This window comes from Acinetobacter baumannii, from assembly GCF_009759685.1.
Classification (GTDB): domain Bacteria; phylum Pseudomonadota; class Gammaproteobacteria; order Pseudomonadales; family Moraxellaceae; genus Acinetobacter; species Acinetobacter baumannii.
Map to the genome: position 1 here is coordinate 432,426 of NZ_CP046654.1, position 25,178 is coordinate 457,603.

22 protein-coding genes are annotated in these 25,178 nt (G+C 37.7%); 6 read left to right on the forward strand and 16 right to left on the reverse strand.

Going from position 1 to position 25,178, the window contains the following annotated elements; all coding sequences use genetic code 11:
- Positions 1–405: 405 nt before the first annotated feature.
- Positions 406–1,293, reverse strand: coding sequence for a site-specific tyrosine recombinase/integron integrase (gene xerA / locus GO593_RS02120; protein ID WP_162540417.1), 888 nt, complete (start codon positions 1,291–1,293; stop codon positions 406–408).
- A gap of 162 nt (positions 1,294–1,455) precedes the next feature.
- On the opposite strand from xerA, the gene GO593_RS02125 reads away from it, so the two are divergent.
- Entirely contained in the window at positions 1,456–2,079 is a 624-nt protein-coding gene (locus GO593_RS02125) for a LysE family translocator (protein WP_000125214.1), read from the forward strand.
- A gap of 49 nt (positions 2,080–2,128) precedes the next feature.
- On the opposite strand, the gene GO593_RS02130 is transcribed toward GO593_RS02125, so the two are convergent.
- The 6 genes from GO593_RS02130 to GO593_RS02155 form a co-directional block, all read right to left on the reverse strand.
- On the reverse strand, positions 2,129–2,731 hold the full coding sequence (locus GO593_RS02130; protein ID WP_001048908.1) for an alpha/beta fold hydrolase: 603 nt from the start codon (positions 2,729–2,731) through the stop codon (positions 2,129–2,131).
- A gap of 1 nt (position 2,732) precedes the next feature.
- On the reverse strand, positions 2,733–3,656 hold the full coding sequence (locus GO593_RS02135; RefSeq protein ID WP_001180020.1) for an ADP-ribosylglycohydrolase family protein: 924 nt from the start codon (positions 3,654–3,656) through the stop codon (positions 2,733–2,735).
- A gap of 79 nt (positions 3,657–3,735) precedes the next feature.
- Positions 3,736–4,581: a diaminopimelate epimerase gene (gene dapF / locus GO593_RS02140; RefSeq protein WP_000923484.1), complete on the reverse strand. Its 846-nt coding sequence runs from the start codon at positions 4,579–4,581 to the stop codon at positions 3,736–3,738.
- A 5-nt stretch (positions 4,582–4,586) separates the two neighbouring features.
- Positions 4,587–5,837, reverse strand: a complete 1,251-nt coding sequence (gene lysA / locus GO593_RS02145) for a diaminopimelate decarboxylase (RefSeq protein ID WP_000011146.1) — start codon at positions 5,835–5,837, stop codon at positions 4,587–4,589.
- A gap of 22 nt (positions 5,838–5,859) precedes the next feature.
- A complete protein-coding gene (gene lptM / locus GO593_RS02150; protein WP_001255198.1) occupies positions 5,860–6,084 on the reverse strand; it encodes an LPS translocon maturation chaperone LptM in 225 nt (74 codons plus the stop codon).
- A 140-nt stretch (positions 6,085–6,224) separates the two neighbouring features.
- Entirely contained in the window at positions 6,225–7,631 is a 1,407-nt protein-coding gene (locus GO593_RS02155; RefSeq protein ID WP_000070815.1) for an amino acid permease, read from the reverse strand.
- A 489-nt stretch (positions 7,632–8,120) separates the two neighbouring features.
- Between GO593_RS02155 and radA the strand changes: the two genes are divergently transcribed.
- Together radA and GO593_RS02165 are read left to right on the forward strand one after the other, a co-directional pair.
- Positions 8,121–9,509 carry a DNA repair protein RadA gene (gene radA / locus GO593_RS02160; protein WP_000048862.1) on the forward strand — a complete coding sequence of 463 codons (1,389 nt, stop codon included), beginning with the start codon at positions 8,121–8,123 and terminating at the stop codon, positions 9,507–9,509.
- An 82-nt stretch (positions 9,510–9,591) separates the two neighbouring features.
- The gene (locus GO593_RS02165) at positions 9,592–10,569 is read left to right on the forward strand and encodes a Tim44 domain-containing protein (protein WP_000451848.1); all 978 of its coding nucleotides are present in this window, start codon (positions 9,592–9,594) and stop codon (positions 10,567–10,569) included.
- Between the two features lie 58 nt (positions 10,570–10,627).
- Here GO593_RS02165 and epmA read toward each other — a convergent pair whose 3' ends face one another.
- The 5 genes from epmA to GO593_RS02190 all read right to left on the reverse strand — a co-directional run bounded on the left by epmA (position 10,628) and on the right by GO593_RS02190 (position 16,561).
- Positions 10,628–11,602 (reverse strand): EF-P lysine aminoacylase EpmA, encoded by a 975-nt coding sequence (gene epmA, locus GO593_RS02170; RefSeq protein WP_000059546.1) that lies wholly within the window; start codon positions 11,600–11,602, stop codon positions 10,628–10,630.
- Entirely contained in the window at positions 11,599–12,666 is a 1,068-nt protein-coding gene (locus GO593_RS02175) for a 4-phosphoerythronate dehydrogenase (RefSeq protein ID WP_000706084.1), read from the reverse strand. The genes epmA and GO593_RS02175 overlap by 4 nt, the downstream gene beginning before the upstream one ends.
- Positions 12,667–12,770: 104 nt before the next feature.
- Positions 12,771–13,163 (reverse strand): YkvA family protein, encoded by a 393-nt coding sequence (locus GO593_RS02180; protein WP_000119198.1) that lies wholly within the window; start codon positions 13,161–13,163, stop codon positions 12,771–12,773.
- A gap of 119 nt (positions 13,164–13,282) precedes the next feature.
- Complete coding sequence (fdhD, locus tag GO593_RS02185) at positions 13,283–14,074, reverse strand: formate dehydrogenase accessory sulfurtransferase FdhD (protein WP_000187626.1); 792 nt, start codon at positions 14,072–14,074, stop codon at positions 13,283–13,285.
- A gap of 78 nt (positions 14,075–14,152) precedes the next feature.
- On the reverse strand, positions 14,153–16,561 hold the full coding sequence (locus GO593_RS02190; RefSeq protein ID WP_000370442.1) for an FdhF/YdeP family oxidoreductase: 2,409 nt from the start codon (positions 16,559–16,561) through the stop codon (positions 14,153–14,155).
- A 394-nt stretch (positions 16,562–16,955) separates the two neighbouring features.
- Here GO593_RS02190 and GO593_RS02195 point away from each other — a divergent pair, with 394 nt between their 5' ends.
- Positions 16,956–18,113, forward strand: coding sequence for a glycerate kinase (locus tag GO593_RS02195; RefSeq protein WP_000869490.1), 1,158 nt, complete (start codon positions 16,956–16,958; stop codon positions 18,111–18,113).
- Here the strand turns inward: GO593_RS02195 and GO593_RS02200 are convergent.
- Positions 18,110–18,676, reverse strand: a complete 567-nt coding sequence (locus tag GO593_RS02200; RefSeq protein WP_000868731.1) for a TetR/AcrR family transcriptional regulator — start codon at positions 18,674–18,676, stop codon at positions 18,110–18,112. The two genes, GO593_RS02195 and GO593_RS02200, sit on opposite strands and share 4 nt — an antisense overlap.
- Before the next feature lie 122 nt (positions 18,677–18,798).
- Here GO593_RS02200 and GO593_RS02205 point away from each other — a divergent pair, with 122 nt between their 5' ends.
- A complete protein-coding gene (locus GO593_RS02205; protein ID WP_000116132.1) occupies positions 18,799–19,581 on the forward strand; it encodes an SDR family NAD(P)-dependent oxidoreductase in 783 nt (260 codons plus the stop codon).
- Between the two features lie 37 nt (positions 19,582–19,618).
- Complete coding sequence (locus GO593_RS02210; protein ID WP_001100692.1) at positions 19,619–20,224, forward strand: nitroreductase family protein; 606 nt, start codon at positions 19,619–19,621, stop codon at positions 20,222–20,224.
- A gap of 79 nt (positions 20,225–20,303) precedes the next feature.
- Here the strand turns inward: GO593_RS02210 and GO593_RS02215 are convergent, their stop codons facing one another.
- From GO593_RS02215 to drt3a, 3 genes are all read right to left on the reverse strand, one after another.
- Positions 20,304–20,879 carry a TetR/AcrR family transcriptional regulator gene (locus tag GO593_RS02215; RefSeq protein ID WP_001133073.1) on the reverse strand — a complete coding sequence of 192 codons (576 nt, stop codon included), beginning with the start codon at positions 20,877–20,879 and terminating at the stop codon, positions 20,304–20,306.
- Positions 20,880–21,825: 946 nt separating this feature from the next.
- Entirely contained in the window at positions 21,826–23,790 is a 1,965-nt protein-coding gene (drt3b, locus tag GO593_RS02220) for an antiviral reverse transcriptase Drt3b (protein WP_000037651.1), read from the reverse strand.
- Positions 23,783–25,045: an antiviral reverse transcriptase Drt3a gene (gene drt3a / locus GO593_RS02225; protein ID WP_002135326.1), complete on the reverse strand. Its 1,263-nt coding sequence runs from the start codon at positions 25,043–25,045 to the stop codon at positions 23,783–23,785. The genes drt3b and drt3a overlap by 8 nt, the downstream gene beginning before the upstream one ends.
- Between the last annotated feature and the right edge of the window lie 133 nt (positions 25,046–25,178).

Below are 25,178 nucleotides of genomic sequence, written 5' to 3' on the forward strand. Positions count from 1 at the left end.
TGTTGAGAAAAGTATATTAACTCTTCGATTAAAATTTTTTAGGTACCCTATCTTGCAATGTGTTTGGCATTTCGGTCAAGTCACAATTTTCTGGAACGGGGCAAAAAAAATGAAATCATCAGTTCATAAAAAAATTTTTATACATATCTAACTCCTATTTTATTCTTTTTAAAGTCTATTTTATACCTTGATTTTTATTATCTTTTTATCTTATTTACCTTATTAGTCAGAGGCATAAGACTCTCAAAAATGAATCAAAATTTATAGTTTTTAGACTATATATGCCGACAAAATGTGCAAAGATCAAAATGGTCAATTGGGTAATTTCATCGATTTCTTTTAAACAAATTTGTAAAAAAATACAAATGATCTCTACATTCTGCTTTTTAATCCAGTTAAAGCGGCTTAATGCTTAGTGGCTCGTGGATGGGCCTGATCGTACACTTGGGCCAAATGATCAAAATCAATATGTGTATAAATTTGAGTAGTCGATAAATTGCTATGACCTAACATCTCTTGAACTGAACGTAAATCACCACTACTTGATAACATATGGCTAGCAAAACAATGTCGAAGTAAATGTGGGTGTAAATCGACATTTACACCCGCTCTTTGTGCCTGAAGTTTTACACGCTTTTCAATTTGCCTAGGGGTTAATGCACCGCCTCGCTGTGAAATGAAAACGGGAGCATTTTGGTCAAAATGTCCTTTCCAGATGTTATAAATTTTTAGCCAATTCAATAAGCTTTCTTTTGCCTTTTTCCCAAACGGTACAATACGGGTTTTATTTCCTTTGCCCGTGATACGAACGAGTTGACGATTAAAATCAATATCTTTAATCGTTAAGCCTTGCAGTTCAGCGAGCCGTAAACCACTTGAGTACAGTAGTTCCAACATGGCTTTATCTCTTAACCAAAGCTGCTGATCAATTGGTTTTTCAGGCATGGGTTGATCTAAAATTTGATTAACCGTTTCTATGTCAATCATGCCCGGTAAAGGTCTAGGCTGACGTTTCAATTTAAAATCGTCAGTAGGATTAATTTCTAGGTATTTGCCCTGTTCAGCCCACTTCATAAACTGACGAATAGAAGTAAGATGACGTTGCATGCTACTTGAACTTAACTGATCTTGCTCAACACGTTGAGCCAAATATTCACGCAAATCTGAAGCTTCAACATTTCTTAAATCAACTTTTTTAAGCTCACAAAATTCAAGGAAGCTTTTAACATCTCGCTCATAAGCGGTAATTGTATGCTCAGACTGGTTTTGAATTTTTCTTTCTTTTAACCACATTGAGAGCAGTTGTAATGCAAAATCCAAATTGCTCTCCATTTATTTGCCCATTTTTTTGAGTGTACCAAAAACTATTTAATCAGGAAAATTTGATATCGCACAGCATAATGAATCCAACTTATATATTACAATTTATACCAAGTATCCGTTGGACCTTACACCATGACCGCTATACTCATTCCTTATGTAATTGCCATTACTTTACTTACCCTTACCCCTGGTTTAGATACAACTTTAATTATTCGTACTGCAACACTTGAAGGAAAATCTAAAGCGTTTCAAGCAGCTCTAGGAATTAGTCTTGGCTGTATTGCTTGGGGAATTGTCGTGGCATGCGGTCTAGGTGCCCTACTGATGGCATCCGACTTAGCATTCAATATATTGAAATGGATGGGCGCCGCTTATTTAGCATGGTTGGGTTTAAATATGATTTTAAAACCTCGTAGTCAGCTCGCAGATATACAAGACAATCATTCAAATCGCTCTACTTCAGAGAATTGGTTTATTAAAGGTTTCTTTGGCAACTTGCTCAATCCAAAAGTTGGTATTTTTTATATTTCATTTCTTCCCCAGTTCATTCCAGCGCAAGCATCGGCTGTTACTTGGGTAATGGGACTAGTAATGATTCATGTGGTGATTGGCGTGTTATGGTCAAGTCTATTAATTCTGGCTATGCAGCCACTTTCGCGCTATCTAAAGCAACCCAAGTTTGTAAAATATATGGACCGAATTACGGGCAGTATTTTTGTTCTATTCGCTTTGAAATTAGCGTTGAGTAAAAGGTAAATTTTTAAAAGCGTGCTAACACATAGCACGCTAAATAATACTTAAAAACTTACATTAGGCCTTTTAAGTAATTTTTTATTTGAACTGCAACTTCATCGGCATATTTTTCTGCTAATTGATGGTCACCACCTTTCACAACATATAAAGTCGAATTTTCAAACTTTTGATTTAAATATTGACCTACCTGAACTGGACTCACCGGATCGTTATCACCCCAGATTAATAAAGTTTTAATATTTATATCTGACAAAAATTCTTCATAATTGGCATTGGTGGTAATAAACCAATCTGGATATTTTAAAAATGCTTGGCGGTATGCTTCACGCCAGTCTTGCACATTAAATGGTTCAAGGTTGATTCCACCAGAAGTTGCAATCAAGACCAGCCCTTTTACTAATTGAGGTTTTTGCAACGCTGCGGTAACTGCAAAAATTCCCCCCATAGATTGAGCAATAATTACAGACTCATCATGAATTTGATTGACCACATAATTTGTTAGGTCTTCAAAACTTTTGACTTCTAAGGATTCTGGTGTATCTCCAAAACTGGGATAACCAATAATTTTTGCACGATACTGCTGAGGTAATTTTTCAATTAGGGGATGCCAAAATGTCGTACTGCCTGATGCACCGGGTAAGAAAATTAAATTCATATCATGCTTCTTCTAATTGGGTTAATAATGGTTTTAGTATTTCTTTCCCTCTTAACTGCTGTAACCATATTTGTGGTATCCCTTCATATCCAAACACAATTCCTGCCAATCCTCCTGCAACACAAGCGGTTGTATCAGTATCTTGTCCTAAAGCAATAGCTGTTTTAATGACATCTTCATAATTATCTTGTTGCAGAGCGAAACGAGCTGAATGTAAACAATCCACTACGTAACCGCTGCCCGATATTTTTTTCTCATGTGTTGAATCAATAATATGATTGAGTTCTTGTTGTTCATTAACACTATTTTTATAAAGTTGCATCAGTATGGAAATACTAGATTTCCAAGCATTATTAACTGATTGTCCTTTTAATAAACACTTTGCCCATAAGCAATATAAAGCACAGCAAATTTTTGATCGAAGATGAGCATGGGTCAAATGAGACTGCTGATAGGCTAACTCAACTAATTGCTGATCAGATCCCCTATACCATAATGCCAAAGGCAATGTGCGCATCAACGCTCCATTACCATTCGAATGTTCATCTGTATTAGCCATCTCTTCTACAGACACCCCAGCTTCATAACGTTGTAACGCCTGAGCAGTTTGCACTCCAATATCAAACACTTGATAATCAACCGCCATATAACCATAACGGTACCAATTGCGAAGACGGTTAGCAAAATCGATACTATCGAGTTTCTGACAATGTAATAGTGATGCCAATAAGCATAGAGCCTGAGCTCCATCATCTGACCATGTTCCAATTGGAATATCTGGATAAGTCCGCCTAAAATCTTTAGGTGGAATCATATCAATATGTGAGTAAAGTGGAAGCTGCAAATCTGAATGAAATTCATATGGTACACCGACTGCATCACCAATCAGCAAACCATAAATTGCTCCTCTAATTTTATTTTGCATTTTTCTCTCAATATTTATTCTTGTAAAAACATAGGGGAAAGACCTTATTTTAAGATCTTTCCCCTAAAAAAAATCGTAATTAACCTTGGAAATAACGTAAATCCAAACGTCCATCATATACATGAGTTGTTGGACCAGTCATCCAGACCACATCGCCTTCTTGCCATTCAATTTGTAGCTTACCGCCAGCAAGTTCAACTTCTACAGAGTTCGCAAGTAGACCACGGCGCATGCCACTTACCGCAGCAGCACAAGCTCCTGTACCACACGCAAGTGTTTCACCCACACCACGTTCAAATACACGTAAGCGAACATGCTTGTCATCAATCACTTGCATGAAACCAGCATTAACGCGTTCAGGGAAACGTTTATGTGATTCAACTTGCGGGCCAATACCTGCTACATCAGCAGTAAGCACATCTGGAACTATAGTGACCGCGTGTGGGTTACCCATGTTGACCACATCAATACTAATGTTTTGGTCATTTGCCAGCTCAAGGGTATATAAAGCTTCTGGCTCTTCGGCAACAAATGGAATTTCGTTTGGTAGAAACTTTGGGTAACCCATATTTACACGCACCCAACCATTTTGCCCAAGCTCTGGCTTTACAATACCCGCTTTGGTTTGTACGGTAATGTTGGTTTTATTGGTTAAATGACGTTCGTGGACAAAACGGGCAAAACAACGCACACCATTACCACATTGCTCAACCTCAGAACCATCTGCATTGAAAATACGGTATTTAAAATCAGCTTCGGGTACATCTGGTGGTTCAACAATTAAAAGCTGATCAAACCCCACACCAAAGTGTCGGTCTGCCAAACGTTGAATTGTTGCAGTATCTAAATAAGCTCTTTGGCTAATTAGATCAACCACCATGAAATCATTGCCTAAACCATGCATTTTGGTAAATTCTAATAACATCTCATTTACTCCTCAGGCAATAAACGTTCTTTTTCCCAAAGCGACTCAACCGTTTCACGTTCACGAATTAAATAGCTTTTTTCACCTGATACCATGACTTCTGCTGCACGGCCACGCGTGTTGTAATTTGAGCTCATGACAAAACCATAAGCCCCGGCACCAAGTACAGTCAACAAGTCATTTTCTTGTAATGCGAGTGAGCGGTCTTTACCAATGAAATCACCTGTCTCACAAATTGCACCAACCAAATCCCAAGTTTTTTCTACGGTATCTGTACGTGGTACAACAGGTTGAATATCCATCCAAGCTTCATATAAAGCAGGACGAATTAAATCATTCATTGCTGCATCAATAATCGCGAAGTTACGATGCGTCGTTGGTTTAAGCAAATCAACTTTGGTTAAAAGTACACCTGCATTTGCACTGATGCTACGACCCGGCTCCATATAAACTTTCAAGCCTAATTTTTCTAAAGCCGGCTTCATAGAGTTTGCATATTCTTCAACACTTGGCGGTGTTTCATCTTTATAACAAACCCCTAAACCACCACCGATATCGATATGTTTCAGATTAATGCCTAGTTTTTTCAACTCATCAATCATCACAATGACACGGTCTAAAGCATCAACAAATGGTTTAGTTTCAGTGAGCTGTGAACCAATGTGGCAATCAATACCTACGATTTCAAGGTTAGGTAAAGATGCAGCATATTGATAAGTTTCATAAACTGCATCACTTGGAATACCAAATTTATTTTCTTTTAATCCTGTTGAAATATAAGGATGCGTTTTTGCATCGACATCAGGATTTACACGTAAAGAAATAGGCGCTTTTTTGCCTAGGCGAGCTGCTACTTTTTGAATACGGTCCAACTCTGCATAAGACTCGACATTAAAACAGGCAATACCTACATTTAATGACGTTTCAATATCAGCTTCAGTTTTACCTAAACCTGAAAAAACAATTTTAGAAGCATCGCCACCTGCTTTTAAAACACGTGCTAGCTCACCACCAGACACAATGTCAAAACCCGCACCAAGTTTTGCCAAAACATTAAGAACAGCTATATTTGAGTTCGACTTCACCGCAAAACAAATTTGATGATCAATAAAGTCAAAGGCACGATCCATATCTAAATAATGTTTTTCAAAAGCTGCTTTTGAATAAACATATAACGGTGTGCCAAATTGCTGCGCAAGCTGCTCTAGAGAGCATTGCTCTGCATGCAATACTCCATTAATGCGGGTGAAACTCATGAAGGTGTCCTTATTTCAAAGCTTAAGGTGATGTAGTTTGTGGTTGAGCGGCTGATGATTCGACTGACTGTTCAGCCTGTTCATCTTGTTGCACAACTTGTTTCTGTTCTTTATTACGATAGAGCAAGTATTTTGCACGTTTGTCATAATTTGGATCAGAAGGTAGCTGCAATGCTCCTGACTGACCGCAAGCGCTAAGCAAAATACTGCTGCTCAATAAACTGATGAGGCAAATGACACGACGCATCTGAGCACCTGATTTAAACAATTCGATGCAGTATACCGTGATCAGGCAAGCGGCTAAAGAGTAAACTTGAATAGAAAAACAATATGCATAAAAAACGCCAGCTTTTCAGCCAGCGTTTGATCATAACCAAATAAATTTAATTATTTTTTATGACGTGGTTTATAGAAGAAGAAATAACCAATGATCAAAATAACAAACCAAATTGGGCTGACTTTAAGCGCTTTAAAGGTGTCTGGCTCTAAAGACAATACGTAAATCATACCAATAAAGAAAATAATCGTGATCCAACATGTAAATAAGCCACCTGGCAATTTAAATGTTGATTTGGCATGCAGTTCAGGACGCGTGGTGTAATAACGGATGTAACTCCAGATAATAAGCAACCATACGCAGATGAAGAGAATCGTTGAAAGTGTTGTTGCAAGCGTAAATGCTTCAACTGTATTTGGTACAAAATACTGTAATGCTGCACCTAACAATAAACACGCAGCAGAGAAATACAATGCATTTGCCGGTACTGCACGTCTGTTAAGCTTACCAAAAGCTTTTGGCCCCTGATCTTCACGAGATAAACCAAACAACATACGACTTGTTGAGAATACACCACTGTTCATGGATGACATGACTGATGACAATACCACCAAGTTCATCAAAATCGCGGCTGCCGCTACCCCTGCTTGACTAAACAGGTTTACAAATGGACTGATCGCTGGATCAATTCTGTTCCATGGTGTTACTGACATTACAATGAGTAGCGCCAATACATAGAAAATAATGATACGGATTGGAATTGAGTTAATCGCTTTAGGCAAATTACGCTCAGGGTCTTTAGTTTCCGCGGCTGTTGTTCCCACAAGTTCAACACCCACGAAAGCAAAAATTGCAATCTGGAAACCAGCCAAGAAGCCATGCACACCTGTTGGGAAGAAACCGCCATTTGCCCAAAGATGAGTAAATGAAGCGACTTCACCTGTAGTAGACGTAAAGCCTGTAAAGATCATCCACAGACCCACTGCAATTAAAATAATAATCGCAAGGATTTTAATAAGTGCAAACCAGAACTCTAATTCACCAAACAATCGAACTGTTAATAAGTTCAATCCCATAATGAACACAATCGCGGCAACACTAATCATTGCGCCTTCAACAGGCGAGAAAGGTAAGCCATTATTGAAGAACTGTAAGTAATAAATAATTGCAGACAGATCGGCGATACCAATCGTGATCCAACACAACCAGTAGGTCCAACCCACGAAGTAACCAGCCCATGGGCCAATTAAATCGGTAGAAAAATCAATAAATGATTTATAGGTTAAATTTGACAGAAGAAGTTCGCCAAGCGCACGCATGACAAAAAACACCATCAAACCAATAATCATATAAATAAATAAGATAGAAGGTCCGGCAAGACTAATTGTTTTACCTGAACCCATAAATAATCCGGTACCGATGGCACCACCAATCGCGATCAGCTGTAAATGCCGATTAGAGAGACTACGATGGAGCTCACCTTGTTCATGAGGGTCGCTCAGATTTTGATTCGACATTTTATGAATACACTCCAGTAATTTTTTTAGTCCGTTAGCTAAAATCAAATCAAAAAGACGATATCGCACCATTTGCAGGTATCTTTTAAATGTATATTTTTTGACAACTTTTCAGCTAACCAATTTTTGTCTGTATTGCTGATAATTTCAAGATACATACAATTAAATCCGATAATACGCACAAGAACCTAGCAATACAACGCACTTTTCAGTCTAAAATTAAGACTTGAACTACTTTGATTTTTAAATTAAAAAGCCATATCAATTGATCAACTTTTTAACTACCAATTCCCTCTCGAGCTTCTAATACTTTCTCGAAATTTGACTGACTACTACGTTATCTCTCTATTTTTAAAACATGACATTTACTCTTTAATTTTGCTCACCGAAGCTTAAGCAAAATGTATTCCATATCGATTAAGTTCTCTATTGGGCTTTTTGCTATACTCTGCTTTTAATGATTATGAAGTTATCTCACTGAAGTCGAATATGAGCAAAGTCAAAACCGTTTACCGTTGCGAGCAATGTGGTGCCGATCATCTAAAATGGGCAGGTCAATGTTCAGAGTGTGGTGAATGGAATTGTCTTAATGAAGTCAAACTAGAATCCACCACTGCTCATCGTGCACGTCCTAAAGTTGGGGGTTATGCGGGTCAAGTCGCCAATATTACAACGCTTAATAAAGTCTCTGTTTCTCATGAAACCCGTTTACCAACAGGTATTAGCGAATTTGACCGTGTGCTTGGTGGTGGCTTGGTGACAGGTTCTGTAGTACTCATTGGTGGTGACCCGGGTATTGGTAAATCGACCATTCTTTTACAAACAGCAACTCACATGGCAAGTGCAAAAAGTTCTGCACTTTATATTACGGGTGAGGAATCGCTGTCACAGGTTGCCTTACGCGCCCAACGCCTTGACCTGCCAACAGACCAGCTAAAAGTCATGGCTGAAACTTGTGTCGAACGCATTTGTGAAGTTTTAGAACAAGAACGTCCTGTTGTCGCAATCTTGGACTCTATCCAAACGCTTTACACAGAAACGCTTCAATCTGCGCCGGGTGGGGTTTCACAAATTCGTGAATCTGCTGCGTTATTAACCCGTTATGCAAAAAATAGTGGCACAGCGCTATTTATTGTTGGTCACGTGACCAAAGAAGGTGCATTGGCAGGTCCTCGTGTTTTAGAACACATGGTGGACTGCGTACTTTACTTTGAAGGCCAATCAGACTCACGTTATCGAATGATTCGTGCAGTGAAAAACCGTTTTGGTGCAGTCAATGAGCTTGGCGTATTTGGCATGACCGATAAAGGCTTACGTGAAGTGGCTAACCCTTCTGCTATCTTTTTAAGTCGTTATGACGAAGCCATTCCCGGTTCAATTGTCATGATTAGCCGTGAAGGAACTCGCCCACTTTTAGTTGAAGTTCAGGCTTTAGTCGATGATGCTCAAGGACAACCAAGACGTGTTGCACTTGGTCTTGAACAAAACCGTTTAAACATGCTGCTTGCTGTTATGCATCGTCATGGGGGTGTACAAACCACCGGACAAGATGTGTATGTCAATATTGTAGGTGGTTTAAAAATTACCGAAACAGGTTCGGACTTGGCTGTTTTACTTGCATGTGCTTCGAGTTTGCGAACAAAAGCCTTACCTCAGCAGCTTGCAGTTTTTGGTGAAGTTGGGCTTTCAGGTGAAATCCGCCCTGTACCTAATGGTCAGGAACGTTTAAAAGAAGCAGCAAAACATGGGTTTAAATACGTCATTTTACCAAGAGGTAATGCCCCGCAAAAAGCAATTCCGGGCGTACAAGTGATTGCTGTTGCCCGCCTGCATGAAGCCTTGACTGAGGCGATGCAACTTAGTGATGAATTGACATAAAAAAACATACTTTTAAGGTTGAAATTTAGAGTAAATACCTGCATAAATACTATTACAAATTAACTTTAAACAGGAATTTCCTATGGAAGTACACCAGCGTGGCTTGATTACCGGTATTTTAATGGCTGCTTTAGCAATTTCTCCGCTTGCTGAAGCTAAACGTGCAGGTGGTGGTAAAAGCCACGGTATGGCACGTTCTACTACTTCAAGCCAGTCTTATCAACAACCTCGTCAAGTGACTCCAGTTCAACAACCTGCTACAGCACCTCAGAGATCTGGTCCGGGTGTTGGTTCAATGGTTGCCGCTGGTGTGGCTGGTGCTGCCGTAGGTGCTGTTGCAGCAAATGCTTTAGCAGATGACAAATCAACATCAGCTGAACACCAAGTAACTCAACCGGGTAATGAACAAGCTGTTCAAGCCCAAGAAGAGAAAAAAGGTGGTATTCCTGGCTGGCTTTGGGTATTACTTGCAGCTGCTGTAGCTTTCTTTGTATTCCGTAAATTGGGATCAAAAAAAAAATTAGCAGCTAATAACCCTTATGCACCAAATAATGGCGGTCAAAACCCATTTGGCCGCTCGGCAGCTCCAACCAATACAGGTGACAATACCAATATCTTTGGTCAATCTGTAGGTGGCGGTGCAGCAACACAAGCTCCTTTTGGTAGCGCAACGACGAATAGCGGTAACCAATTACCAGATGGTAGTGAGCCTGCTTCTTTCTTACGCGTTGCCCGTCAGCGTTTTAACCACATTCAGTCAATCAATAGTGCAAGTAACATTGAAGAAATTCGTCGTTACTTAACCCCTGAACTTTACAACTCTATGTATAACGACATCATGGAGAACCAAGATCAGGACGTTGCTGAGTTTAGTAACTTAAATGCAATGGTTGTAGACAGTGCGACTGAAAATGGTCAATACATTGTGAGCGTACGTTTCACAGGTACAGTAAGTGAAGATTTAAACAGCTTGCCACAGCCATTTACTGAAATCTGGCACTTTGTAAAACCTGTTGGTTCACAGCAAGATTGGGTTGTTGCAGGTATTCAACAAGCCTAACTTAAATAATTTCTAAATAAAAAAGCCACATTATTGTGGCTTTTTTATTTCATTGTTTTTAGGCAATTTCGGCTGGAAATGCGATGACTTTTTCAATTTTAAGTTGATCGGTTGCAACCATGAGTAATCGATCAACTCCTAAAGCGATCCCTGAACATTCAGGCATATGAGGTAACGCAGCCAACAAGTGCTCATCTAATGGCATGACATGAAGTCCTTGTTTAGCTCGCTCTGCATTATCTGCTTCAAAGCGAGAACGCAACACGTCTGAATCGAGCAATTCATCATAGGCATTGGCAAGCTCTAAGCCTTCGATATAAACCTCAAAACGCGCTGCGACCTCTTCACCATCTTCATCTAATTTCACTTTTGCCAAAGATGCCATTTCTGGAGGAAAGTCAGTTAAAAAGACAGGTGCATCAAACCCTAAACTTGGTTCAACAAAATGAGAAAACAACAAATCCATATAAGCTAAACGGTCATCGCCCAAGTCGAGATTTAACCCAACACGATTTGCTGTGTCTTTAAGTTGCTTCAAAGTCGCTTGCAACGGGTTAATATCTAAACGGTCCTGAAAAGCATGCTTATAACTTAAAATAAATGGACGAACTTCGCCAAAACGATGCTGCAAACAGGTTTGTAATAAATCGGCTGTTTCGTGCATTAACGCTTTTAAGTCCAGACCCGGACGGTACCATTCAAGCATGGTAAATTCACTGTTGTGTTTGCGCCCGTGCTCATCGTCTCGGAAAACCTTACAGATTTGATAAATCGGTCCGCTGCCACTTGCCAGTAGACGTTTCATGGCAAATTCAGGCGAAGTCTGTAAATACTGAGTCTGCAATTTGCCATTGATATGACGTAAAGCCTGAACCGAGGCTAAATGTACGTCAGTCACACCTGCTTGTGAAACCACGGGTGTTTCAACTTCCATGACCCCACGTTCTGCAAAAAACTGACGGATTTGGGTATAGAGCTTGGCACGAGCCTTTAAAGCATCAATTGAACAAGTAGGTTGATAACTTAAACTCATGCCTGTGGTCCCCCGTGAGCTGCCCATTCACGGCGCAGCGGATAATTCTTACGTAATAAATCAAATGCTTTTTGCTCTACCTTGCCCTCTTTAACACAGGCACGGATGTTGGCATCATCTTGAGCAATATCATAAATTTGAGATATTTTTTGCTTTAACACTGCTTTTAAATCATGTCCTGAAAAATAGTCTTCACATGCAGGTAACTGGGTTTCGAAACGCTTATTAATGTCATATCCAAATTTTTGACAAAACGCTTCATAAATCATTTGCGTACCACGCGCTTTTCCTTCCAAGCTATAACCTGCAATATGCGGTGTCGCCAAAGCCAACATATTTAAAAGCTCTTCAGATATCACTGGCTCATGCTCAAATACATCAAGTACAACTTTACGCTGGGTACGTTGAATGTCTTCGATTAAAGCGGCTTCTTTTACGACCGGACCGCGTGCACTATTAATTAAAATCGTGTTCGGTTGAAACGCTGCAAAAGCTTTTTCGTCAAACAGATGATACGTCGCATGTTCGCCTTTTTTGGTCAGCGGTACATGAATTGAAACTGCATTAGCTTGTTGCAACAAGATTTGAAAGCTTACATTTTCAATTGAATCTAACTGTACAAAGGGGTCAAAGCCAATCACTTTCCAACCAAGCAACTGAGCCATATAGGCCAAGCGCTTACCAACATTGCCAAGACCCACAATACCTAGCGTAAATTTTTCTTGTTGTTCTAAAAGGCTAGCATCTAAATGCAGTAAAGCTGTAATCACATATTCAGCAACCGCCTGTGCATTACAACCTGCGGCATTGGCCCATGTAATGCCCTGCTTTTCTAAAGCTTGAATATCTAAATGATCGGTCCCGATTGTGGCACTGCCCACATATTTTAGGGCGGTATTTTGAATTAAACTTTCATTTACTGCGGTGACTGAACGAACCAATAAAGCTTCAGCATCTTGTACGTCTGTATGCGTTAAGGTGCGCCCTGCTTTATGTTGAATATCGCCAAACTCTGAAAAAAAGTAATCGGTAAACGCCAAATTTTCATCTGCGACGATTTTCATGGTCTGCAACCCATAGCTTATAAAAACGTTATTATCCTTTGAGTTGTGGCAAAGTACAATGTTAAGGGTATTAAATTCGCACAGGGTTTCAAGACTCAGTTCACTTACAAACCACCGCCAAAATAAAAGTAAGCCATCACGGCAAGTGTGAGCCAAATTAAAATAATAAGTACGGCAACCAAATAGTTTTTTGGCCGCTTTTCATGTTCATCTAGCCATTCTTTAGCTTGTTGTTCAGCATCGAAAATGACTTGTTGAGGCGTAAAACGAACTGCTAACCAAATCAGTATGGGTAAAATAACCGCATCATCAATAAAGCCTAAAATAGGAATAAAGTCTGGAATTAAGTCGATTGGACTAAACGCATAAGCCACCGCCACCACAGCAATAATTTTGGGTAACCACGGCATTTGAGGATGCCTTGAGGCAAACCAAAGCATAATAATTTGTTTTTTTAGACGTTTTGCCCATTCTTTTATTGATTGTACCCAAGACATTTGGACAGACTCTGAACCTTTAGAATTTTATAATAATCTATAAAAACTAACCTTAGCTTAAAAGTGAAAGGAATATCGAATGAACCCAGCCCTAATTCCTTCACATTAAAAGATATATTTTATATTTCCGTATATAAAACAAATCCATCGCCCCTACAAAAGCTTGCCAAAGTCAGGCCTGATTGCTTGGCTAACTGAATGGCCATACTGGTAGGTGCTGAAATTGAAGCAAGCAAGCTAATATTGAGCTGAGCACATTTTCGTATCAGTTCATAACTTGCCCGACTGGTCATCACCACAAAACCTAAACTGGTGTCGTAGTTTTCTTGCGCTAAATAACCGAGCAATTTGTCTAAGGCATTATGGCGGCCAACATCTTCAAATAAAGCCACGATTTGACCGTCAACTACCCACGCTGCGGCATGCGCCCCACCCGTTAAAGCAGTAATTTCTTGTTGAGTTTTTAAATGGGAAATAGCACTCGGAATTTGCTCAAGCCATATTTTTGATGCATGCGTTGTAATTTTTGGCACGTCTAACTGAAACTGCTCTAAGCTTTCAATTCCACATAAACCGCAGCCTGTACGGCCTACCATCATACGGCGATGTTCCTTTAGGGCGGCGAATGCTCTTGATGAAATGGTCATTTCCACCGTAATGCCTAATTCATTTTGATGCACCTCAAGGGCATAGAGCTCTTTTAAGCCAGTTAAAATTCCTTCCGAAAGACTAAAACCTTTGGCAAATAAATCGACATCAGTCGGTGTCGCCATCATCACCGCATGCGAAATACCGTTATATACCAAGGCAATTGGGTACTCTTGCACAATATGATCTAAGACATTTTCAGATTCGGTTTTGTTAAACCGCTGTACTGGCAATGTTTCAACCCCATAAGCATGTGGTGTCAAAATTATTTCCTTTACTTCAAAATGGCGCTTGTTTAGAGCGCCTTTTGCTTAAATTTCATTTTAAAAAATCAGATTCACTTAAAGACTGCTAACTTTCTTATTGGCATCTTCAGGGTCAACGGCTGTTGCCAAGTTAAAATGCTCTGGCGCATTTCCGGGATGTAAAATCACAGGAACACTTTTAGAAGCCGGAATCTTGGCATATTTATCATGACTGCTTAAGGCCACCAAAGGATTGGTTTCCGGATAGTAAGCCGCTAAGCTGCCGCGTGGAATGTTGTACGGCACAATACGGAAACTATGCACAATACGCTTCACACCATCCGAGAAAACACTTTCAATATCAACCCACTGATTTGCTTCAAAGCCCGCTTCATCAATATCGGCTTGGTTCATAAACAACACACGGCGCTGACCAAAAACCCCACGGTAACGGTCATCCAGACCATATAAAGTGGTGTTGTATTGGTCGTGAGATCGGGTGGTCATTAAGGTATAAACCTTACTTTCGGTATATGCGGCAGCGTACTGATTTTCTTTATCCGCATAGACTTCTTCAAGTGGCGTAATTAGAAATTGCGCTTTACTACTCTTTGTATTCCAGATGTGCTGATTAGCTGGATGTTCTAAATGGAAACCGCCGGGTTTATAAACGCGTAAATTAAAATCATGGAATTCATCAAACACATCGGCAATTGAGTCACGAATGCGGTCATAACTTTCAATGTACCATTTCCATTTAATCTGACTCTCTGGCAGCACGGCCTCAGCCATTCTTGCTACGATATCGGGTTCAGACAAAATATTTTTAGAAATTGGAGTATTACGCCCTGCCGACAAGTGGACATTACTCATTGAGTCTTCAACTGTAATAGCTTGTGGTCCATGAAGCTGCTCATCAATTTCGGTACGGCCTAAACATGGCAAAATAAGCGCATCTTTACCACACACCAAGTGGCTACGATTTAACTTGGTTGCCACATGTACGGTTAAATTACATTTTCTAAGCGCTTCTTGTGTATAAGCGGTGTCAGGTGTTGCAACGGCAAAGTTTCCGCCCAAACCAATAAAGACTTTGATATCACCTTCGGCCATGGCTTTAATGGTTTCAACCACACCATATCCATTTTTTCTTGGTGATTTAATACCAAACACACGGTCAATATTGTCGAGAAGTTTCGGGCTAGGGAGTTCATTAATGCCCATAGTGCGGTCGCCTTGCACGTTACTGTGCCCACGAACCGGACAAAGCCCTGCACCCGGTCTACCAATTTGACCACGTGCCAACAATAAATTTGCCAGCATATGTACGTTAGCAGTTCCGTGACGATGCTGGGTAATCCCCATACCCCAACAGAAAATTGAACGCTCTGACTCTAAAAAGAGTTTAGCCAGTTTTTCTAAATGTTCAGGCGACAGACCTGAGTGCTTATAAAGATCTGCCCACTCTGTTCTTTCGACCTCCGCAATCATTTCGTCGAAACCAACGGTATTGACTGCAATAAAGTTTCGGTCAAAAACGCTTGGTTTACCTGATGCAAGGGCCTTTTTATCCCACTCATGTAAGTGCTTTAAAATACCCAACATCAGTGCATAGTCGCCGCCAATTTTAGGCTGGAAATAATAGCGACTAATTGGCGTACTGCCATTGGTCATCATTTCAAGCGGTGCTTGCGGGTCTTGGAAACGTTCGAGACCTCGCTCTTTAATAGGGTTAATCGCAATAATGTTGCCGCCGCGTTTAGACACTTCACGCAAAGTACCTAACATACGTGGATGGTTGGTTCCCGGGTTGTGCCCAAAACTAAAAATGGCGTCGGCTAAATCAAAATCTTCTAGGGTGACTGTGCCCTTTCCTAAACCAATCGAGTCGAGCAAACCAACACTTGTGGTTTCATGACACATGTTCGAACAATCTGGAAAGTTATTTGTACCAAAGCTTCGTACAAATAATTGATATAAAAATGCTGCTTCGTTACTGGCACGGCCCGAGGTATAAAATGCCGCTTGGTCTGGATGATCTAGCGCATGCAAATGTTGAGCGATGAGCTTAAAGGCATCGTCCCATGAAATAGGCACATATTTATCGGTTGCAGCATCATAACGAACTGGGTCTGTTAAGCGGCCTAGGTCTTCTAGAAAAAAGTCACTTTGTTCTGATAGCCAACTAACGGTATGACCTGCAAAATATTCAGGAGTGACGGTTTTACTAGTCGCTTCAAAGGCAACCGCCTTTGCACCATTTTCACAGAAGTTAAATGCGTGAGCATCTTTCTTTTCTGGCCATGCACAGCCGGGACAGTCAAAACCTGTAGGCTGGTTAATGTTGAGTAAGGTAATTGAACCTTTACCTAAAATATCTTGTCGCTTTAAGTTTCGAGCAACACTGAGCAGTGCGCCCCACCCGCCAGCAGGATGAGTATATGGCTCAATTCGCGCAAAACCGTTATTTTCCTGTATGTGCTTTTGTTCTTCTGAATTATCCACTTTTTCATCCTCTTATCTTTTTTACACTCAACAGGCTCAGTGAAATCACAATTTAATTATGGTTTTATCAAAGCTACCCGCTGTTTACCCATGAGTAGAGTCCACTTTTTATATTATTGCCACTATGCTAAAAGCCGGCTCAACCGTTCTTATAATATGTGCCATATTCTTTACAATTACAATAATTCAAGCCAACCACGTTATTTATATAAAAACATATAAATCAAATAGTTAAATAGATATTAATTCTATCTTTTACAGATAAAAACATTATTGGGTTGCATTTTTAACAGACTGAAAGCCTTTTAAAATTGACACTTACACGACTTTATCTATGTTTTTTTCGCATTAAGCAGTATAAAACAATTAAAAATTTATCTGCATTAGAGCATTTATGAAGGTTGTGATCGCCCCTGATTCATTTAAAGATAGCTTATCGGCTTTAAAGGTAGCTCAAGCCATTGCCCAAGGATGGCAAGCGGTTTTTCCCGATGCAGAAACGATTTTGTGCCCCATGGCAGATGGCGGTGAAGGAACCATTGAAGCAGTTTTAGAAGTCTGCGATGGTCAATGGCGTGAAAAAACTGTGGTTGGACCATTAGGTCAGCCTGTTCAGGCCAAATGGGGTTGGTTAGAAAAACAAAAAATTGCCATGATTGAAATGGCTCAAGCAAGCGGCATACAGTTAGTTCCCCCTTCTGAGCGTGATGCCTGCCACAGCACAACATTTGGAACAGGCCAGCTTATTTTGGATGCCTTAGACGCGGGTGCAAAAGATATTATTTTAACTGTGGGCGGCAGCGCCACCAACGATGGCGGCACAGGCTTACTCAGTGCTTTGGGCGCAGTTTTACTCGATGCTAACCAAAACGTTTTACCCGCTGGCGGCCTTGCCCTTAGCCACCTATCCAAAATTGATTTAACACATTTCGACTCACGTATTCAGCACACACGGTTTTTATTGGCTGCCGATGTAACCAATCCACTTTGCGGTCCAAATGGCGCATCACATATTTTTGGCCCACAAAAAGGTGCTTCTCCTGCTCAAGTCCAGTTACTCGATGCAGCCCTTGCCCATTTTGCCGATGTCTCGCTTAAGCTTTTAGGTTTCGACAAACGAGATGAAGCGGGTTCTGGGGCTGCTGGTGGTTTGGGCTTTGCCGCCAAAAGTTATTTAAATGCAGACTTTAAAGCTGGAGTTAAAGTTGTGGCTGAACTGAATCAGCTTGAGCATAAAATTTCTAACGCAGATTGGGTAATTACGGGGGAAGGTAAATTTGACCAACAAACCTTAAGCGGTAAAACCGTTTTTGGGGTAAGCCAAATTGCCAAAGCCCACAATGTTCCGGTCATTGTGATTGCAGGGACTTTAGGTGAAGACTACCAAGCACTTTATGAGCACGGTGTAAGCGCTGCTTTCTCACTAGCCAATGGTCCCATCACCCTAGAACACGCCTGCGAACATGCAGCAGAACTCATTTATGAGCGAACAGTCGATATAGCGAGATTAATTCAGTTTAGCCAAACCAGCTTAAATGATAAAAAAGCCTAATCGGCTAATTTTAAAAGACTCTCTCTACAGCTCTCCAAGATTTCATCGCTAAGGTTTGATTGGTCTGGGCATGCACGAGACAATGCAATTGCCCCTACTGACTGAGCAAGAATATTAATAGCTTGCTTTCTCAGCTCTTCTGTTTCTAAAGAAACTTGTTTTGCGCGTTCATTCATAATGAACTCAATAAGCTGCTCAATGCCCTCTTCAAACTCGACTTTTACTTCGTCGGGCTGTCTTGCGGCATCACAAGATAGCGCTGTTAAGGTACAGCCCTGATCACGGTTGTCCCGATGTGTACGAGACACATACATTTGAATAAATTGGGTTAAGTTTAAACCTTCTATTCTTTTTAAAACCTGCTCAAGACCATATTTGGCAGTAATAGTAACAAGGTCTGTTTTCGAGCTGAAATGTTTATAAAACCCACCATGAGTAAAGCCTGCGCTAGACATTAATTCGGCAATGCCCACCCCGTCGTAACCTTTGCTACGAAACAGTTGAGTCGCCTTTTCAACAATTTTATCTCGGTTTTCTTTTACCTGAGTTTTACTGACTTTCATGTTGGTGCGCTCACTTTTATTCACCCTGCTCGTCATTATTATACATTGATTATGATTGACATCAAAACCTGTATATTTTAGATTATGATCGTAATCTAAAAATTAAAGCGTGGAGACATCACATGTCAGTTCAATCAAAAGTACTTATTACAGGGGCTTCGTCAGGAATTGGTTCTGTTTATGCAGATCGATTTGCTCAACGTGGCTATCACTTAATCTTGGTAGCACGAGACACCAACCGTTTAGATAAAATTTCAAAAGATCTTCAAGAAAAATATGGCGTACAGGTCGAGTTCATTCAAGCCGATTTATCAAATGATCAAGACATTCGCAAAATTGAAGATGTACTCAAAAACGATGCTGATATTGAAATTTTGGTAAATAATGCTGGGATTGCACTGAACGGAAACTTTTTAACTCAAGATCGTAATGAGATTGAAAAACTTCTAACTTTAAATATGACTGCGGTGGTGCGGTTGTCTCATGCAATGTCGCAATCCCTTATACGCAAAGGTAAAGGCGCCATTATTAATTTAGGCTCTGTACTTGGCTTAGCGCCTGAATTTGGTTCTACCATTTATGGCGCAAGTAAATCTTTCATCCAATTTTTTAGCCAAGGCTTACATTTAGAGCTAAAAGATCATGGGGTACACGTTCAAGCTGTATTACCTTCTGCCACTAAAACCGAAATTTGGGAACGTTCAGGTATAGATTTAAGCCAAGTTCCGCCATTAATGGACGTCAATGATTTGGTCGATGCAGCCCTGATTGGTTTTGATCGTAAAGAAACAATTACAATTCCTGTGCTGAAAGATGAAAATCAATGGAATAATTTTGAAAAATCGCGTATGACATTATTACCAAACTTCTCTTCGGCTGAAGTAGCCCAACGTTATAAAAACTAACGACTACGGCTACCCAACTCTCAAGTAGGAAAATCTTATGAATGTTATTGATGCTCTCCGCAAACGCCGTGCAGTTAAACGCTTCGACCCTGCTTTTCAACTCTCTGAAGATGACAAGAAGCAGTTATTACAAGAAGTTTTAGCAAATGCACCAAGCGCTTTTAACTTGCAGCATTGGCGTCCGGTCATTGTTGAAGATGCAGAGTTAAGACAAAAAATTCGCGCGATTGCTTGGGACCAACCACAAGTAACAGAGTCATCATTACTGATTGTGTTATGTGCCAAAGTAAATACATGGGAAGTTGACGCTAAACGTGTATGGGATGGAGCTTCTCCAGAAGTTCAAGATATTATGGTTGGTGCAATCGACCAGTATTACCGTGACCGCCCACAAACCCAACGTGACGAAGTGATGCGTAGTGCGGGCATCTTTGCTCAAACCCTTATGTTACTTGCTCAAGAGCATGGTTTAGATAGCTGTCCAATGGATGGTTTTGACTTTGATGCAATGGCAAAGCTTATTAACTTACCTGAAGACCATGTGGTGTGTTTAATGATTGCGGTTGGTAAAGCAGCTTCTGAACCTTACCCGCGCGTAGGTAAACTTCCTTACGATGACGTCATTATTCAAAATACATTCTAAGTTGTAATTCAAATTTTAGGCTTTCATTCTATTTGTTGTTTTTATCATAAATAGATGAAAGCCTTTAATATGGCATTAATTATAAAATTGACTTTGACTCGGTTATAAACTGCCCCAAAAAGCAATTTAATAATCTCTCCCTTTCATCTACCCCACCAGAGCTTAAAAGCTGAATAATGGTGCCTTCCACCATATATAAAAATAGTTTGGCATCATTAAATGAAGCATCAGATTTAAGCGTTCTAAGCTGGCTATAAATTTCATTTTTTAGCCATGTTCGATACCGTACCGCGGTTTGATAAGCGTTGGGATAGCTATTTTTAATCTCAAAAATGGCTTTAAATAATAAGTAATACGGCCCTTCTAGATCGGTATGTAGAAAGTAAAGCTTTTTGAGTTTATCGATGGCAGGAGTGCCTAAGTCATATTCGACCATTGCGATTACTTGTTCTTGGAGCTTTTCTTTTTGCACCATCAGGCAAATTTCAATAAGCCGTTCTTTAGAGTGAAAATAATTATAAAAAGTCGCTTTTGTAATCTCTGATTCTTTCACTATTCTGTCGACCCCAATAAGGTGGAACCCACGGTGATGAAACAGATCAATTGCTTTATTTACAACATATAAGGCACGTGTTGGGAGAGCTAAATTTGGCATAGTTTTACCATTATAAATTCTTGTTGTTTATAAATGAGATACTTTTTTGGGAGAAAAAAAGGCACAGCAAAGCCTATAAAGACTGTGCTTGGCACATCTCAAGTTTTATTGTTGCTGCAAGTTTTTAGTCGTGACGATTTAAAGCCTGAAAGCGCTAATGGCCCTCAAACTGCTTTAAAGTTTATGTGGTGTCGTTATAGCTTTTGGCATTGAGAGCCAAGAAATAATGGATGTGCAAAGCCAACTCCTTTTTATTGGGAGTTCTGCCAAAGCATTAAAATTATGGTGGCAGAACGAGAAAGGGTTCGCAGACTAGTAATAACTCAAACTAGCACACCCGTAGGTGTCCCTCTCCCGTCCTACCGCTACGGGAAAGGGACGAGTAGCTACCACACAAGACTATTCCTCAGAAGGAATGACTCTGATGCGGGAGTTATTATGCGGTCTGCGACGACCGACTGGCAATGTGGCCAGCAGGCAAAGAATAGTGCCCTGTTCTTTTACAGTCAAGCACACAAAATGACATTTGTTTTAATTTAGATCATTAAAAAGTAAGGATAAATAATGAGATGATTATTGTTAAATGCGGGTTTATAAAGTGGTAAAGGATCATTGTTTAGAAGGAGATTAGAATTTAATAATTCCTTTACACATATTGAATATAGGGGATTTCAGTGAGAAATTTTCTTATAAAAAGTGCCCTCTATCGTGTGTATATGATATGCTCAAAAAACAATCATTTTTAACTACTTCTACACATTACTGCGTTTTCACATGGTGAATATAAGAAGAGTTATTGAGGATTTTGATAGTTTCTTAGGTTTTCGACTAGAAAATCTTTTACCTTTGACTCTACCAATTAGCCTCATTACAAGATAAAAGTTACTTTGATACAAAGAACTTACTTTTACCAAGTAATGCTTAGAGGGCATAGCAATTATATTAATTAATAAACATTTAGCAACTGTTTTGATAATACAATTTTCTTTAAGTCTGCTATTTTCCCAGTATTCCATTGGAAAAAATTTAATCCTTTGGATTTATTCTTAAAAGTCTCAGGATTTAAATATATAGGCATCCCTTTATTAACATGTAAAATAGATTTATTACAAAATAATTCAATTATTATATTTTTATCCATTTTATCCAAATAATTGCAATTATAAATATCACAACACAACATTAGTGCTTCGGAAGATAATAAAGGATTTTCATATTTTTCTATTATATTTAAAGCATTTTCTAAAAATTTAATTTTTAGACTATTTCTAGCTTTAATATTCCTACAATAATTAATTCCAGTTATCACACAAAAATAATCATTTTTATTTAATATATTCTTCAAATAATCTTCATTTATTTCATATTTCTTACCCATCCAAGATGTCAAAATAACTAAATTACAATAAACCACATCATCACCATTATAGTCTTTAAGAAAATTACCAATTTGGATAGAAAATATCTTTTTTACATCTCTTTTAAAATTTTCGCTAAAGCAATCTATAGAAAAAAGTAAAAACCTCGCAATACAAAGAAAGTTTTTATATTCAGGGTTTATCTTAAATAAATAAAAATAAATTCTTACAAAAATATTAAAAATATTAAACTTATCATTTTCAGAATATCTAACGCTACGAAGTATTTCAAATATTTTTTTATCTAAAATTTTTAATATATAATAACTAATTTCTTCAACTTTCATTTCATAAAGTGAACACAAAGCACGAATATCAGAAATAAACTTTATATATAATTTATCAATTTTTTTTACAGAAAAATTAAAATCCTTATCAATAATTTTATTTCTCTTAGAAGTTTTAATAGATTTTTTTAACAATTCAAAATCGAATCTATCTTTATTTAAAGCATAATCAATATTATCAATCAATTTTTCCAAATTACTTTTCTGAAAATTATCTTTAACAAAATTATTAATAAATTCTGATATTTTAACTTTCAAAGAAGACAAATTAGTACAAAATGGTCTTTCAATAAGAGACTCTTTAGAATTATTGAGATGCAGCTTAAAAAAAGATAATTCGTCAGATATTATATCCTTTATTAAATCCAAATTTTCAATTTTATTTGAAAAAACTAAAATATCGTCCATATATCTGTAAAAATCAATATCTGAACCAATCTTTAAACTACAGTTTGATTCTATATTCAAAGCCAAGTTAACATCAAATTTTTGAAGTATAATTTCTGCAAAAATTCTAGAAACCTCAGGACCTACTAATATACCATTAGTTTCATTATGATTAGAATTTTGCATTTTCTTATCAAAAAAATTACCAAATAAATCATTAATACCTGTATTATTCTTTGCATAGTTTTTATCATGTATAGCCCAAACAATTGAATGGGTATAGATATTATAAAAACATTTTGAAATATCCATTTTCTTCATATATTTATAACTAGTTTCCATTTCTAAAAGAAACTCAGAATCATAAATCTTATGAGCTAACCGCATAGGACCATATCTAAAAAAACTTGTATTTTCATAACCTTCTAAGTTTTCATCATCAATGCGTTTTATCTTTTGAATCATTTTAGGAGTATAGTAAGTTTTAGAAATAGCTATTGGTTTCCTTAATGAGTGCTTACTAATACTAGTATGATATAGAATTTGATTATAATATTTTCTATATAACTCAACAAAAGATAGTTGAGTCATCGGGTGCATAATAGATAAGGCTCTAATTTTCCCATTTTGTTTAATTTTATAATCATAAGCGATAGTAAATTCTTTCCTAAATGCTTTTCCTAGAAAGCTGACCTCCTCATTAAAAAAATTAATTAAATTTCTATTATCAAAAAAAATTAAAGTTTCAAAAGGTAAAACTTCACTCGATAAGATACTTTCTGCTTCAGTACTTTTAATTTTATGGATTTTTTTAGACATTATACCAAGCTCCTTTAATTTTTGATATTTTTTCATTTGATAACTTTAGTATTCTTTTATCATTAAATCCTGAAATTATACTAATTTTTTTTAACTCTGTAATTTGTTGTTTATTAAAATTTATACCTCTAACTGCTGGATGTTTATTACTACTATAAATAATAGATTTTATAAAATTATCAATATCACACAAATCGTTATACCCTACCCCACATTTTTTATTAATATCAAAATCAATTAAAGAATAATTATAGTAAATACCAGAATAAAGGCGTCTACTTGATAAAATCCTAACATTTGAACACAAATAATTTAATCGGTAAACCAACATATTAAAATCATTTTCTTTTCTATATTTAAAGAAACTTCTTAAAACCTTTTTCTTTATTAAGCTTTTTTTAACTTCCGAAATACCCACTTCTACTTCTATTTTATCCTTTATAATAAAAATAAATTTATACCCTAAAAAATCTATAAAGCATTCATTCTGCAATTTACTCGGGAAATAAACACCACTACTAATTCTTTTTTCACATTTCTGTGTCAAAATCATATTATTTTTTATAATTACATAACTATGCTTATTATTATTCAACTGCAAATCATCTGGCAAATTACTTTCTACTAAATTTAAAACTTCCTTTTCACTAATTCCTTCTTTGACTATTAAAACTATATCATCCACATATCTAAAAAAATATAAAACATTTTTATTTGACTTCATTCTATAATCAAATTCTTTCATATAAATTTCAGATAATACTGCTGTTACCGATACTCCACGAAATAATTTATTTTTATTTTTATATAATGATTTCAATGTAGTTCTAATACTACCCTCTAAACGACTATCATTTATTATATGTTCAACATTATGGAACTTTATAGACTCATAAAAAGATTTTATATCAAATCTATGTATACTTATATAATTAGTCTTAAGGCTATCTTTTATAATATTTGTTAGTAATGTAATTAAATTTTTTCTATCAGGAATACTTACATTGTGTAAATTTATTAATATATTACTACAATGTCTAGCCATTAAATGTTCATGCGGATAATCATTATGGATATAATGTATTTTTTTATCTTTTGATATTTTTAGACCATTAATATTAAACTTATTACTCTGACATCTTTGTACTAACTCTTTAAAAAAATCCTCAACTTCAATACCTGATAATTGGAATCGTTGGATATCATTTTTTTTAAAAGCTCTTGCAAAATGTTTTGCCGAGTAGCCGTCTAGCATAGGTCCTGTCTCAAAAACAATTGTTACAAAATTCTATTTTATTTATTATTAAAATTCAATAATTTATCCACACAAATCACAACAAAGTAGAATATAGTTTATTTTGAGTTATTCCAAATATTTACAATAATTT

Bases quoted from the DNA above. Each gene is read 5' to 3' on its own strand.
- GO593_RS02215 (WP_001133073.1), bottom strand. From the start codon at position 20,879: ATGCCAAATTTAGCTCTCCCAACACGTGCCTTATATGTTGTAAATAAA.
- lysA (WP_000011146.1), bottom strand. From the start codon at position 5,837: ATGAGTTTCACCCGCATTAATGGAGTATTGCATGCAGAGCAATGCTCT.
- GO593_RS02195 (WP_000869490.1), top strand. From the start codon at position 16,956: ATGAAGGTTGTGATCGCCCCTGATTCATTTAAAGATAGCTTATCGGCT.
- GO593_RS02135 (WP_001180020.1), bottom strand. From the start codon at position 3,656: ATGCAAAATAAAATTAGAGGAGCAATTTATGGTTTGCTGATTGGTGAT.
- drt3b (WP_000037651.1), bottom strand. From the start codon at position 23,790: ATGTCTAAAAAAATCCATAAAATTAAAAGTACTGAAGCAGAAAGTATC.
- GO593_RS02130 (WP_001048908.1), bottom strand. From the start codon at position 2,731: ATGAATTTAATTTTCTTACCCGGTGCATCAGGCAGTACGACATTTTGG.
- GO593_RS02155 (WP_000070815.1), bottom strand. From the start codon at position 7,631: ATGTCGAATCAAAATCTGAGCGACCCTCATGAACAAGGTGAGCTCCAT.
- lptM (WP_001255198.1), bottom strand. From the start codon at position 6,084: ATGCGTCGTGTCATTTGCCTCATCAGTTTATTGAGCAGCAGTATTTTG.
- GO593_RS02125 (WP_000125214.1), top strand. From the start codon at position 1,456: ATGACCGCTATACTCATTCCTTATGTAATTGCCATTACTTTACTTACC.
- GO593_RS02200 (WP_000868731.1), bottom strand. From the start codon at position 18,676: ATGAAAGTCAGTAAAACTCAGGTAAAAGAAAACCGAGATAAAATTGTT.
- GO593_RS02165 (WP_000451848.1), top strand. From the start codon at position 9,592: ATGGAAGTACACCAGCGTGGCTTGATTACCGGTATTTTAATGGCTGCT.
- epmA (WP_000059546.1), bottom strand. From the start codon at position 11,602: ATGAGTTTAAGTTATCAACCTACTTGTTCAATTGATGCTTTAAAGGCT.
- dapF (WP_000923484.1), bottom strand. From the start codon at position 4,581: ATGTTATTAGAATTTACCAAAATGCATGGTTTAGGCAATGATTTCATG.
- GO593_RS02180 (WP_000119198.1), bottom strand. From the start codon at position 13,163: ATGTCTTGGGTACAATCAATAAAAGAATGGGCAAAACGTCTAAAAAAA.
- radA (WP_000048862.1), top strand. From the start codon at position 8,121: ATGAGCAAAGTCAAAACCGTTTACCGTTGCGAGCAATGTGGTGCCGAT.
- GO593_RS02205 (WP_000116132.1), top strand. From the start codon at position 18,799: ATGTCAGTTCAATCAAAAGTACTTATTACAGGGGCTTCGTCAGGAATT.
- drt3a (WP_002135326.1), bottom strand. From the start codon at position 25,045: ATGCTAGACGGCTACTCGGCAAAACATTTTGCAAGAGCTTTTAAAAAA.
- GO593_RS02175 (WP_000706084.1), bottom strand. From the start codon at position 12,666: ATGAAAATCGTCGCAGATGAAAATTTGGCGTTTACCGATTACTTTTTT.
- xerA (WP_162540417.1), bottom strand. From the start codon at position 1,293: ATGTGGTTAAAAGAAAGAAAAATTCAAAACCAGTCTGAGCATACAATT.
- GO593_RS02210 (WP_001100692.1), top strand. From the start codon at position 19,619: ATGAATGTTATTGATGCTCTCCGCAAACGCCGTGCAGTTAAACGCTTC.